The organism is Streptomyces sp. NBC_01334, assembly GCF_035983595.1.
Classification (GTDB): domain Bacteria; phylum Actinomycetota; class Actinomycetes; order Streptomycetales; family Streptomycetaceae; genus Streptomyces; species Streptomyces coriariae.
Map to the genome: position 1 here is coordinate 7546877 of NZ_CP130718.1, position 12475 is coordinate 7559351.

Below are 12475 nucleotides of genomic sequence, written 5' to 3' on the forward strand. Positions count from 1 at the left end.
CCGACGGTTGCCGAGCGCCTGGCGCCGAGCGCCGAGCAACGAGCAACGGGAAGGGGGCGCGACCTCGGCGGTCGCGCCCCCTTCCCATGACATCTGATCGTTCGTCAGCCGAACTGCTGCTCCAGGTCCTTGAGCTTGCGCTCCAGGGAGTCGAGGCGCGGCAGGGCCATGGTGTCGTCCTCCGCGGTGAGGTCGACGGTGATCGAGGAGTCGGCTCCGTGGCGTACGGGCTGAAGGGAGTGCCGTGAACGTACGGGCAGCTGCTCCGCCGAGTTCGCTATGGCAGGCTCCGCTGAGACCCGCTCGGCCGTGGCCGGTTCCAGGGCGGCCGGGGCCTCCACCGGACGGCCACCGCCGCCACCGCGGCCGGGGAAGCGGGGGCCGTGACCCCGGCTGATCGCCTTCAACTGCGCCCGTTCGACGCGGTGCTGCTCGCGGCGGCGCAGCTTCGTCTCTTCCTTGCGGGCCTTGTCCTCACGCACCTCGTCGACGGCCTCGTCCAGGCTGCGCACGTTCTCGAGCAGCATCAGCGACCAGGCCTTGTAGGTCTCGCGGGGGGCACGCGCCCAGCGCACGACGCGGATCTGCGGGAGCGGACGGGGCACGAGACCCTGCTCGCGCAGCGCGGCCCGGCGGGTCTGCTTCAGGGCCCGGTCGAAGAGTACGGCCGCCGAGAGGGACATGCCGGAGAAGAACTGCGGCGCGCCGTCGTGACCGAGGCCCCTGGGCGCGTGCACCCAGTTGAACCAGGCGGCCGCGCCCGCGAACGTCCACACGAGTATCCGGGAGCCGAGGGCCGCGTCGCCGTGACTGGCTTCGCGCACCGCGAGCACGGAGCAGAACATGGCCGCGCCGTCGAGGCCGAACGGGACCAGGTACTCCCAGCCGTTGGTCAGGCCGAGGTTCTGCTGGCCGAAGCCGACCAGGCCGTGGAAGGAGAGGGCGGCGGCAACGGCCGCGCAGCAGAACAGAAGAACGTAGGAGGCAGTGCCATATATGGCCTCCTTGCGCCTGCGGCGCTCCTCGGTACGCTCCCACGAATCGTCCGCGCTCGCGTTTGCCCCGGAGGAGCGCTTGCCGCGCGCGAGCACCGCCACCGCCGCCAGCATGCCCAGGAGCAGTACGGCGCCGGGAAGCAGCCAGTTCAGCGATATGTCGGTCAATCTCATCAGGGGTCCCTTGCATTGGGATAGGGCGTAACGCCCGCCATAGTGGCGCAATCCCGCCGTCCCTCAGGGGGTTTCGGGGCAAGAGGCCGCCAAGGAAGTGCAAGGGGATGCCCAGGGCGACGTTCTGCTCGAACTGCCGCTTGAGGGGCGGGAGTTGAGTTCGAATAAGACTACCCGTACGGGTGGTTCCTCGGAAAGTTCCCGGGGCAAGTGAGGAAATTGTGAATTGCCTGTAACCCTGGGAGGAGTCTCGTCCGGGTGATCTTACGGGACGCCCGGCGGCGCCCGGCCCCCGGGGGGCACCTGAGGCCGCCTCAACTGGCGGCGGCCGCAGTGAGCTTGGTGACGCGGTCCGTGTCGCAGGTGCGCGGGCAGGTGGCGCAGGTGTCCTCGGGGCGCAGTGTGTAGAACATGCAGCAGCTCGCCCGGTCCCGGGTGGGCAGCGTCTCGCCGTCCGGTCCGGTCAGCTCGCGGAAGGACGCCGCGCCGACGTACGGCCGGGTGGCGCCCGGCAGGAGGAGCTCCAGTTCCCGTTGCGCCCGGTCCTTCTCGCCCTCGCCGAGCAGTTCGGCGACGTACCAGAGGCTCTCGACGATCTCGTCGGTCACCATGCCCCACAGGGCCCGGCCGCGGCGTCGCGCGGGTGGTCCGAACCCGGCGAGCACCGGCTCGTGGTGCTCGGCTATCGCGGCCCGCACCTCCGCCCGCAGCGCCTCCTCGTCCGGGACCACCCGGGCGCCGGTCAGCAGTGCCGCCGGATCGCCCGGCAGGCAGGCGAAGGAGGTGGGCGGCCGGACGGCCATCCGCATGCCGTCGCCGGTGCGGTCGTACGAGACATGCGTCACGGGGAGGCGGGGCACCCGGCGGTGCAGGAACCAGGGGACGGTGATCAGCAGGCAGGCGGGCCAGGAGTACCGGTGCAGCCCGAAGCTGGCCACGACGTCCGGGCGGGCGGACTGTCCGTAGTCACGGACGACCTGGGCGTCGTCCCAGGCGAGGAAGGCCTCCAGTGCCGCTCCGCCCTCCGCGAGGTCGGCCGCCGTGACCCATCCGCCGCCTTGCGGAAACGGTTCCCGGTGTTCCAGCTCCGTGACGGTCAGGCCGGGGAAGACCTCCGCGAGGCGGGCGTAGGCCTCCGCTGTGGCCGACGGGGCTGTGGGCATGCCGGGACCGCCGTTTCGAGAGGAACTAAAGGTAAGCCTTACCTTACTCAGTATCGTCGGGATTTGAACTGACGGCCAGTACGCCTAAGGTGCTTGACGGACGAGTAACAACCCGCCGTAATGACCCCAAGTACCGACAAGGCCGGAGGAGGCCCCGTGGAGCAGGGTGCGCAGGGCTCCACCGGTACCGGAACCCCGGCCGTGCCGGGGGCCGAGGGCCGTGCCCGGGTCCCGGCGCAGTCACGGGGGTCAGCCGGGTACGGCGAGGACGCGGACCGGGAGAGATGCGGTCCCGCGGGCGCCGCACGCGGTGAGCACACGCACAGCGAGACCCCTGTCCCGCGCCCCCGGCCGGTGGTGCAGCGTTCCTCGGTGCGCGGCCAGATCCTCGACGCCCTGCGCACCGCGCTCGTCGCCGGGGAACTGCTGCCGGGCGAGGTGTACTCGGCGCCGGTCCTCGGTGATCGCTTCGGGGTCTCCGCGACGCCGGTCCGCGAGGCCATGCAGCAGCTCGCACTGGAGGGCGCCGTCGAGGTCGTCCCGAACCGGGGCTTCCGGGTGATCGTGCGGGGCAAGCGCGAGCTGGCCGAACTGGCCGAGGTGCGCGCGCTGATCGAGGTTCCCGTGATGCTGCGGCTCGCCCGTACGGTGCCCGCCGAGCGCTGGGCGGAGCTGCGGCCGGTCGGCGAGGCGACCGTGCGCGCGGCGGCCTCCGGCTGCCCTGCCACGTACGCGGAGGCCGACCGGGTCTTCCACCGGGCGGTGCTCGCCCTGTCCGGCAACGAGCAACTGGCCGGCGTCGCCGAAGATCTGCACCGACGCTCGCAGTGGCCGCCGGCCGGCGGTTCGGTGCGGCGCGGGCGCGCGGATCTGATGGCCGACGCGGCGGAACACATGGCACTGCTGGAAGCGCTGACGGCCGGCGAGCCGGACCGGGCGCAGGCGCTGGTGCGCGGGCACTTCACCGGCACACGCGGCTGAGCCGACCACTGCCGGGCGGCGACCCTGCCGCCCGCGGCCCGATCAGCGCCAAAAGCACCCGCGCCGCGCGCCGCCCCGCCCACGCGTCGCCACCCCTGCGTCGCCCCGCCCGAGAGGTGGCCCGCCCGCGGTGCGCGCAAGACCTCGTCGGCCGGCTGCGCAGAGGCCTTGTCCGCTCGGGCTCCCCAGGGAGTCGGCCTGCTCGGGCCGCCAGAGGGTCACGGCCCCTCGGACCGTGCGAGGGTCTCGTCCACGCGAGCCGTGAAGAGACCTTGTCGCTCCGGGGGCGTGAAGGCGCCTCGCCCCCTTGGGCCTTGGGAGGTCACGTCCCCTTGAGAACCTTGTAAGGGCCTTGTCCGCTCGGGCCCAGAGGAGGCGCCCACCGTCCGAGCCGCGAGAGCGTCACGTCCTCTTGACGCGTAGAGAGCTCTCGCCTGCTCGGGCCGTGCGAGCGTCACGTCCCCTCAAGTCGTGAAGGGGGCCTCGCCCGCTCGGCCCGTCAAGAGGCCCCGCTCCCTCGGGCCTTGAGCGCGCTGCCTCCTTCACCCGCCCCCTGGCGGGGCCTTGTCCTCAGACTCCGGACGGGCTGGGTGCCGGCGGTGGGGCCAACTGCCGTGCCAGCCAGGTCGGTACGCCGCCCAGGAGCCGGAACAGCCGTCGCGCCTCCTCCCGCAGCCGCGAGGCCTCCGGGTCGACCTCAGCGTCCGCCAGTGAGGCGAGCGCCGGGGCGGTGCCCACCAGGTAGCCCAACTCCTCGCGGATGCGCAGGGATTCGGCGAAGCCGTGCCGGGCCTCCGCCACCTCGCCGTCGCGCAGGGCGAGTCCGGCGAGGTGGCGCCAGGTGAAGGACAGCAGCAGCAGGTCGGAGTGGGCCGCGGCGGCGGTGTGGGCGCGCCGGTACGCGGCCCTCGCGGCCTGCGGGGAACGTGAGATGTTCTCGGCGAGCAGACCCCGGCGGAAGTCCAGCAGCGCCCGTCCGGGCGCGTCCGGCGGGATCAGCGCCGCCGCCCGGCCGAGCGCGGCCCGCGCCTCGTCCACCCGGTCGCGCACCCCGTGCAGCGTGGCCGCGTAGGCAAGTTGCCCTCGTTCACAAGCGGCCGCGCCGCGCTCCTCGTCGTCGTGGGCCAGCGCCTCCGCCGTGCGCAGCGCGTCCTCGGCGTCCTGCCAGCCCTGCTCGGTGTACAGACACCGTTCCACGAGCAGCGCGGCCCGCTGGACCGAGCCCGCCGCGCTGTCGGGCGGCAGCAGAGCCGCCGCGTCGGCCCAGCAGGCGCGCGAGCGCAGCCGCCATACCGCGGTCTGGAGGGGATCGTCACCTGAGGTCGTTCCGGTACCAGACATGGCGGTGTACGCCACGTTGCCCTCCCCGAGCGCGCCGTCGAGCTTTGAGTGGTGGCCGCATCTCAGCACGAATCGCGGGACCGGGCCAAGGGGGCGGGTGAAGGATTTCACAAAGTCGTGGGACTCCGCGCCCCAAAGGCTCCGACAGGTGGTGACCCAGGGATGGTGACCGGTGTCGCCTCGGTGTCAGCTCATCCGCAGCGCAAGGAAGAAATCGAGCTTGTCCTCCAGCCGCGAGAGGTCACGGCTCGTCAACTGCTCGATCCGTCCGACCCGGTAGCGCAGCGTGTTGACGTGCAGGTGCAGACGGGACGCGCACCGGGTCCACGAACCGTCGCAGTCCAGGAACGCCTCCAGGGTCGGGATCAGCTCCGCGCGGTGCCGTCGGTCGTAGTCGCGCAGCGGGTCCAGGAGACGGGCGGTGAACGCTTTCCGCACATCGTCCGGGACGAACGGGAGCAGCAGCACGTGCGAGGCCAGTTCCTGGTGGCCCGCGGCGCAGACCCGGCCGGGGCGGGCGGCGGCCACCCGCCGGGCGTGCCGTGCCTCCTCCAGGGCCCCGCGCAGCCCCTCCGCCGAGTGCACGGCCGCGCTGACGCCCAGCGTGAGCCGCCCGTCGCCGTCGAGGCCGGAGGACAGCGGCTCCCGAACAGTGGCCAGCAGCGCGTCGGCGAGGAGGCCGGTCTCGGAGCCGTCGTGCTCGCTCGACACCGCCGGCAGCGGGACCAGGGCGATGGCCTCGTCGCCGGTGTGGGCCACGGCGATGCGGTCGGAGGGCTCGGGTCCGGTGGCGAGCGGGTCGACCAGGATCTCCTCCAGGAGCGACTGGGCGACCGGGCCTGCCTCCAGCCCGCCGTCGTCCCACTCGACACGGGCCACGACCACCTGCCAGTGCGGGGCGGCCCCCAGCCCCGGCAGCAGCACCGGCGCGGCCACCCGCAGGCGGGCCGCGATCTCCGCCGGGGCAGCGCCCGTCTGGACCAGCTCCAGCACCTCCTGTGCGAGCCGCCTGCGCACCGTGCGCGCGGCGTCCCGGCGGTCCCGCTCGACGGCGATCAGCTGAGTGACGCCCTGGAGGAGGTCGAGGCGCTCGTCCGCCCAGTCCCCGGCGTCCGACTCGACGGCCAGCAGCCAGTCCGACAGGACGCTCTCGCGCACGTCCCGCGGTGCCTGGGCGGCCTGTGAGGTCCGTGGGGCCTGCGCGGCGCGGCCGCCGCTGCCGATCGGGAACAGCGAGTAGGTCGTCTGGCCCATGATCACCCGGTGCGGTCCGCGTCGCCCGGTGCGGACGGCCGCCAGGTGCTCCGCGGCCAGCTTCGCGCACGCGTCGGGCGGCAGGCCCGGGCCCGCGACCTTGGGGCCGGCGATGAGCCGTCCGGTGGGGGACAGGACCCAGGCCCGCAGGTCCAGGTCGGAGCCGAGCAGGTCCAGGACCACGTCCGGGCCGCCGCCCGCCGGGCCCGAGGTCATCATCCGGCGGTGCCGGTCCACGACGGCCGCGAGGTCCCCGGCGCGCTCGCCGGACACCTGCCGTACGACGTGCTCGGTGATCGTCGCGAAGGCCACCGACTCGTGCACCGCGAACAGCGGGAGACGGTGCCGGGCGCAGGCCACGGCCAGGTCCTCCGGAACGGCCCCCAGCTCCGCCTCACCGGCCGCGAGCGCCGCCACCCCGGCCTGCACCAGGATCCGCACGAACGGCTCGGAGTCCGCCGCGTCCCGGCGCCACGCCAGGCCCGTCAGCACCAGCTCACCCCCGGAGAGGTAGCGGCTGGGGTCGCGCAGGTCGGTGGTCATGACACCCCGTACCGTGCGGTCCAGCTCGTCCTCGCCGCCGAGGAGCCTGAGGCCCAGCGCATCGGTGTCCAGCAGTGCGCGCAGCCGCATCTCGTCGCCGCCGTTCTTTGTCTCGAAAACTACGATGAATCCCGAAGGACGTGGTGGGAGAGGACCCGCCGTCGGCCCCGCCCCGGGGAGTCCGACCCGCGCGGCGGACAGTCACGAACCGCATTCTTCGGTGGCCAGGTCGTTTCCTACGTTTCCACAGGAAAACGAGGAGGTTACCGAGGGCCTCCGTTCATACGAATCTACAAGATGCCTGGGCCGACCAGCCAACTCCTTCATGGTTTCCGTGACTGACCCGGTCGGAGCAAGGCGCTGTGTACTGGCCTCACTCCGCGTGAACACCACATGAACGAGCCGGGCCCGCCGCACCCGATTCTGGCTCGATACGACTCACGAGACTCAAGAGACGAAGAAGAGAGCCGGTCATGGACTTCCTTCGCCCCGCCAGCTGGGAGGACGCGCTCGCCGCCAAGGCCGAGCACCCCACCGCTGTGCCGATTGCGGGTGGCACCGACGTGATGGTCGAGATCAACTTCGACCACCGGAGGCCCGAGTACCTGCTCGACCTCAACCGCGTGGGTGACCTCTACGAATGGGAGGTCGGCGAGGAGAGCGTGCGGCTCGGCGCCTCCGTCCCCTACACCCGGATCATGGAGAACCTGCGCGCGGAACTCCCGGGCCTCGCCCTCGCCTCGCACACCGTGGCCTCCCCGCAGATCCGCAACCGCGGCGGCGTCGGCGGCAACCTCGGCACCGCGTCCCCGGCCGGGGACGCCCACCCCGCCCTGCTGGCGGCCGGTGCCGAGGTCGAGGCGGAGTCCGTGCGCGGTACCCGCCGGATCCCGATCGACGCCTTCTACACCGGCGTGAAGCGCAACGCGCTCGCCCCCGACGAGCTGATCCGCGCCGTCCACATCAAGAAGGCCGACGGCCCGCAGCAGTACTCCAAGGTGGGTACCCGCAACGCCATGGTCATCGCCGTCTGCGCCTTCGGTCTCGCACTGCACCCGCAGTCCCGGACCGTCCGCACCGGCATCGGCTCGGCCGCGCCCACCCCCGTCCGGGCGAAGACCGCGGAGGACTTTCTCAACGCGGCACTCGAAGAAGGCGGTTTCTGGGACAACGGAAAGATCATCGCCCCGTCGGTCGCCAAGCAGTTCGCGGACCTGTGCGCCGCCGCCTGCAACCCCATCGACGACGTCCGGGGGACGGCGAGTTACCGACGGCACGCGGTGGGCGTCATGGCCCGCCGCACGCTGACCTGGACGTGGGAGTCGTACCGCGGCCCCCGCCGCACCGCAAAGGGAGCCGCGTGATGCGCGTCAACTTCACTGTCAACGGACGTCCGCAGGAAGCCGACGACGTGTGGGAGGGCGAGAGCCTGCTCTACGTGCTGCGGGAGCGGCTCGGGCTACCGGGCTCGAAGAACGCCTGCGAACAGGGCGAGTGCGGCTCGTGCACCGTGCGACTGGACGGCGTCCCGGTCTGTTCCTGCCTGGTCGCCGCCGGGCAGGCCGAGGGCCGCGACATCGTCACCGTCGAAGGCCTCGCGGACTACGCCAAGCAGCGCGCCGGGCACGGCGGTTGTGGAACCGGTTCCTGCGGCACGGCGGGCGCCTCCCCCTCCCTCGACGGGGCCGACGGCCGGCCCACCCAGGCCGCCGACTCCCACACCGGTGAGGGAACCGAACTCGCCCCGATCCAGCAGGCGTTCATCGACGCAGGCGCCGTCCAGTGCGGCTTCTGCACTCCGGGGCTGCTGGTCGCCGCCGACGAGATGCTGGAACGCAACCCGAACCCGAGCGACGCGGACATCCGCGAGGCGCTCTCCGGCAACCTGTGCCGGTGCACCGGATACGAGAAGATCATGGACGCGGTCCGCCTGGCGGCCACCCGTCAGGGAGAGGCGGTCTGACGATGCCTTCCAACGGCGCTCCCCTCGGCACTCCCACCAAGGTCACCCAGGCCTCCCGGACCAAGGGCGGCATCGGCGAGTCCACGCTCCGCCCCGACGGCACCCTCAAGGTCACCGGCGAGTTCGCGTACTCGTCCGACATGTGGCACGAGGACATGCTCTGGGGCCAGATCCTGCGCTCCACGGTCGCCCACGCGGAGATCGTCTCCATCGACACGTCCGAGGCCCTCGCCCTGCCCGGTGTCTACGCCGTGATGACGTACGACGATCTGCCGACGGACGTGAAGAACTACGGCCTGGAGATCCAGGACACCCCGGTCCTGGCCCACGGCAAGGTCCGCCACCACGGCGAGCCGGTCGCGATCGTCGCCGCGGACCACCCCGAGACCGCCCGCCGCGCCGCCGCGAAGATCAAGGTCGAGTACCGCGAGCTGCCCGTCGTCACCGACGAGGCCTCGGCGACCGCGCCGGACGCGATCCTGATCCACGAGGGCCGCGACGACCACCACGTCGGTCACGTCCCGCACCCGAACATCGTCCACCGCCAGCCGATCATCCGGGGCGACGCGGCCGCGGCCGCCGCGCGCGCCGATGTCGTCGTCAGGGGCGAGTACACCTTCGGCATGCAGGACCAGGCCTTCCTCGGTCCCGAGTCCGGCCTCGCCGTGCCCGAGGAGGATGGAGGCGTCCACCTCTACATCGCCACCCAGTGGCTGCACTCCGACCTGCGCCAGATCGCGCCCGTCCTCGGCCTGCCCGAGAGCAAGGTGCGGATGACGCTGTCCGGCGTCGGCGGCGCGTTCGGCGGCCGCGAGGACCTGTCGATGCAGATCCACGCCTGTCTGCTGGCCCTGCGCACCGGAAAACCCGTCAAAATCGTTTACAACCGTTTCGAGTCCTTCTTCGGCCACGTCCACCGCCACCCGGCGAAGCTCTTCTACGAGCACGGCGCGACCCGCGACGGCAAGCTCACCCACGTCAAGTGCCGGATCGTCCTCGACGGCGGCGCGTACGCCTCGGCCAGTCCGGCCGTCGTGGGAAACGCCTCCTCGCTCGGCATCGGTCCGTACGTCGTCGACGACGTCGAGATCGAGGCCATCGCCCTCTACACCAACAACCCGCCCTGCGGCGCGATGCGCGGCTTCGGCGCGGTTCAGGCGTGCTTCGCCTACGAGGCGCAGATGGACAAGGTCGCGGCCGAACTGGGCATGGATCCGGTGGAGTTCCGCCGGCTCAACGCGATGGAGCAGGGGACCCTGCTGCCGACCGGGCAGCCCGTCGACTCCCCGGCGCCGGTCGCCGAGATCCTGCGCCGGGTCAAGGCGATGCCGCTGCCCCCGGAGCGCCAGTGGGAGAGCAGCGAGGGCGCGGACGTACGGCAGCTGCCCGGCGGTCTGTCCAACACCACGCACGGCGAAGGCGTCGTACGCGGAATCGGTTACGCGGTCGGCATCAAGAACGTCGGTTTCTCCGAGGGTTTCGACGACTACTCGACCGCCAAGGTCCGTATGGAGGTCATCGCCGGCGAGCCCGTCGCGACCGTCCACACGGCCATGGCGGAGGTCGGCCAGGGCGGTGTCACCGTCCACGCGCAGATCGCCCGCACCGAGCTGGGTGTCTCGCAGGTGACCATCCGGCCCGCGGACACGCAGGTGGGCAGCGCCGGCTCGACCTCGGCCTCCCGGCAGACGTACGTCACCGGCGGCGCCGTCAAGAACTCCTGCGAGCTCGTCCGGGAGAAGGTCCTGGAGATCGGCCGCCGCAGGTTCGGCTCCTACCACCCCGCCTGGGCCACCGCCGAGCTGCTCCTGGAGGGCGGCAAGGTCGTCACCGACGGCGGTGAGGTCCTCGCCGACCTGGTCGACGTGCTCGAGGACGGATGCGTCGAGGTCGAGGCGGAGTGGCGGCACCGGCCCACCGAGCCGTTCGACCTGCGTACCGGGCAGGGCAACGGACACGTCCAGTACTCCTTCGCCGCGCACCGCGCCGTCGTCGAGGTCGACACCGAGCTCGGTCTGGTGAAGGTCATCGAGCTGGCCTGTGTCCAGGACGTCGGCAAGGCGCTCAACCCGCTGTCCGTGATCGGCCAGATCCAGGGCGGCACGACCCAGGGGCTGGGCGTGGCGGTCATGGAGGAGATCATCGTCGACCCCAAGACGGCGAAGGTCAGGAACCCGTCGTTCACGGACTATCTGATCCCCACGATTCTCGACACGCCGACCATCCCGGTCGATGTGCTCGAACTCGCCGACGACCACGCCCCCTACGGGCTCCGTGGCGTCGGCGAGGCACCCACCCTGTCGTCCACCCCGGCGGTCCTCGCGGCCATCCGGAACGCGACCGGGCTGGAGCTCAACCGCACGCCGGTACGTCCGGAGCACCTCACCGGAACGTGACCCCACGGGGTCCGATCAGGGTGTCGTCCGGGGGTGCCGCACCCCCGGACCACCCTCCCCTTGTTCGTCTCGGGCCGTCCCCCGGGTCGTCCATTCCCAAATCCCGCGACCAGCCGAAGGCGCACGCGGGTGTCCCTTTGAACCTTGGGAGATGGCCCATGACCCAGCAGTCACTGGAGCCGAGGACCACAGCCGAAGACGCGGGCGAAGGCACCCGCGTCCCGGCCGGACGGTCCTGGCTCGATCGGTACTTCCACATATCCGAGCGGGGATCCACGGTCGCCCGCGAAGTGCGTGGCGGCGTCACCACCTTCATGGCGATGGCGTACATCCTCCTGCTCAACCCCCTGATCCTGTCCGGCAAGGACGCGGCCGGGGACACCCTCGGTCCGCAGGCGCTGATCACCGCAACCGCTTTCGCAGCGGCTTTCACCACGCTGTTGATGGGCTTCTTCGGCAAGGTGCCGCTCGCGCTCGCCGCCGGGCTCTCGGTCTCGGGCGTCCTGTCCTCCCAGGTCGCCCCGGAGATGACCTGGCCGCAGGCGATGGGCATGTGCGTGCTGTACGGCGTCGTCATCATGCTGCTGGTCGTCACCGGCCTGCGCGAGATGATCATGAACGCGATCCCGCTCGCGCTCAAGCACGGCATCACCATGGGCATCGGTCTGTTCATCGCGCTCATCGGTTTCTACAAGTCCGGCTTCGTGCACCAGGGCGAGGCGACCCCGGTCACCCTCGGCCCGGCGGGCGAACTCGCGGGCTGGCCCGTCCTGCTGTTCGCCGGCACGCTGCTGCTGATCTTCATGCTCCAGGCCCGGAACATCCCCGGCGCCATCCTCGTCGGCATCGTCGGCGGCACGGTCGTCGCCGCGGTCCTCAACGCCACCGGGGTCGTCGACCCGAAGCAGTGGGCGGCCGGCGCTCCCGAACTGCACGGCAGCGCGGTCTCGATGCCCGACTTCTCGCTCTTCGGTGACGTGGAGTTCGGCGGCTGGGGCGAGGTCGGCGCGATGACCGTCGGCATGATCGTCTTCACGCTCGTCCTCGCCGGCTTCTTCGACGCGATGGCCACCATCATCGGCGTCGGCACCGAGGCCGGGCTCGCCGACGACAAGGGCCGGATGCCGGGCCTGTCCAAGGCGCTGTTCATCGACGGCGCCGGCGGAGCGATCGGCGGGGTGGCGGGCGGCTCCGGCCAGACCGTGTTCATCGAGTCGGCGACCGGCGTGGGCGAGGGAGCCCGTACGGGTCTCGCCTCGGTCGTCACCGGCGCCTTCTTCGCGGCCTGTCTGTTCTTCACCCCGCTCACCGCGATCGTCCCGCAGGAGGTCGCCTCCGCCGCTCTGGTCGTCATCGGCGCGATGATGCTGATGAACGCCCGCCACGTCGACTGGGCCGACCGGGCGACCGCGATCCCGGTGTTCCTGACCGTCGTCCTGATGCCGTTCACGTACACCATCACCACCGGTGTCGCCGCGGGCGTCATCTCCTACGTCGCCATCAAGGCGGCGCAGGGCAGGGCGCGGGAGATCGGCGCCTTCATGTGGGTCCTGACGGCGATCTTCCTCGTCTACTTCGCCCTCAACCCGATCGAGAGCTGGCTGGGCGTGCACTAGCACTCCGGCCCGACGGGCGCCCGCCCCCGCACCACCGCACTTCGCACCA

General features: G+C 71.7%; 9 protein-coding genes. 5 read left to right on the forward strand and 4 right to left on the reverse strand.

Going from position 1 to position 12475, the window contains the following annotated elements; all coding sequences use genetic code 11:
* Positions 1–104: 104 nt before the first annotated feature.
* On the reverse strand, positions 105–1169 hold the full coding sequence (locus tag OG736_RS33795; protein ID WP_062648878.1) for a DUF2637 domain-containing protein: 1065 nt from the start codon (positions 1167–1169) through the stop codon (positions 105–107).
* A 314-nt stretch (positions 1170–1483) separates the two neighbouring features.
* Entirely contained in the window at positions 1484–2332 is an 849-nt protein-coding gene (locus OG736_RS33800) for a (2Fe-2S)-binding protein (RefSeq protein ID WP_327185748.1), read from the reverse strand.
* 156 nt (positions 2333–2488) lie between these two features.
* On the opposite strand from OG736_RS33800, the gene OG736_RS33805 reads away from it, so the two are divergent.
* Positions 2489–3313, forward strand: coding sequence for a GntR family transcriptional regulator (locus OG736_RS33805; protein WP_327185749.1), 825 nt, complete (start codon positions 2489–2491; stop codon positions 3311–3313).
* A 570-nt stretch (positions 3314–3883) separates the two neighbouring features.
* Here the strand turns inward: OG736_RS33805 and OG736_RS33810 are convergent.
* A complete protein-coding gene (locus tag OG736_RS33810) occupies positions 3884–4669 on the reverse strand; it encodes a hypothetical protein (RefSeq protein ID WP_327185750.1) in 786 nt (261 codons plus the stop codon).
* Between the two features lie 171 nt (positions 4670–4840).
* Positions 4841–6541 (reverse strand): PucR family transcriptional regulator, encoded by a 1701-nt coding sequence (locus OG736_RS33815; protein ID WP_327185751.1) that lies wholly within the window; start codon positions 6539–6541, stop codon positions 4841–4843.
* Between the two features lie 383 nt (positions 6542–6924).
* On the opposite strand from OG736_RS33815, the gene OG736_RS33820 reads away from it, so the two are divergent.
* The 4 genes from OG736_RS33820 (at position 6925) to OG736_RS33835 (ending at position 12426) form a co-directional block, all read left to right on the forward strand.
* Positions 6925–7815, forward strand: a complete 891-nt coding sequence (locus OG736_RS33820) for an FAD binding domain-containing protein (RefSeq protein ID WP_020125405.1) — start codon at positions 6925–6927, stop codon at positions 7813–7815.
* Positions 7815–8414, forward strand: a complete 600-nt coding sequence (locus OG736_RS33825) for a (2Fe-2S)-binding protein (protein WP_327185752.1) — start codon at positions 7815–7817, stop codon at positions 8412–8414. Before OG736_RS33820 ends, OG736_RS33825 begins: the two co-directional genes overlap by 1 nt.
* 2 nt (positions 8415–8416) lie before the next feature.
* Positions 8417–10810: a xanthine dehydrogenase family protein molybdopterin-binding subunit gene (locus OG736_RS33830; RefSeq protein WP_327185753.1), complete on the forward strand. Its 2394-nt coding sequence runs from the start codon at positions 8417–8419 to the stop codon at positions 10808–10810.
* 158 nt (positions 10811–10968) lie between these two features.
* Complete coding sequence (locus OG736_RS33835) at positions 10969–12426, forward strand: NCS2 family permease (protein WP_327185754.1); 1458 nt, start codon at positions 10969–10971, stop codon at positions 12424–12426.
* Positions 12427–12475: the final 49 nt, after the last annotated feature.

Coding starts and splice junctions, on each gene's coding strand:
- OG736_RS33800 (WP_327185748.1), bottom strand. CDS start 2,332: ATGCCCACAGCCCCGTCGGCCACAGCGGAGGCCTACGCCCGCCTCGCG.
- OG736_RS33815 (WP_327185751.1), bottom strand. CDS start 6,541: ATGCGGCTGCGCGCACTGCTGGACACCGATGCGCTGGGCCTCAGGCTC.
- OG736_RS33820 (WP_020125405.1), top strand. CDS start 6,925: ATGGACTTCCTTCGCCCCGCCAGCTGGGAGGACGCGCTCGCCGCCAAG.
- OG736_RS33795 (WP_062648878.1), bottom strand. CDS start 1,169: ATGAGATTGACCGACATATCGCTGAACTGGCTGCTTCCCGGCGCCGTA.
- OG736_RS33825 (WP_327185752.1), top strand. CDS start 7,815: ATGCGCGTCAACTTCACTGTCAACGGACGTCCGCAGGAAGCCGACGAC.
- OG736_RS33835 (WP_327185754.1), top strand. CDS start 10,969: ATGACCCAGCAGTCACTGGAGCCGAGGACCACAGCCGAAGACGCGGGC.
- OG736_RS33830 (WP_327185753.1), top strand. CDS start 8,417: ATGCCTTCCAACGGCGCTCCCCTCGGCACTCCCACCAAGGTCACCCAG.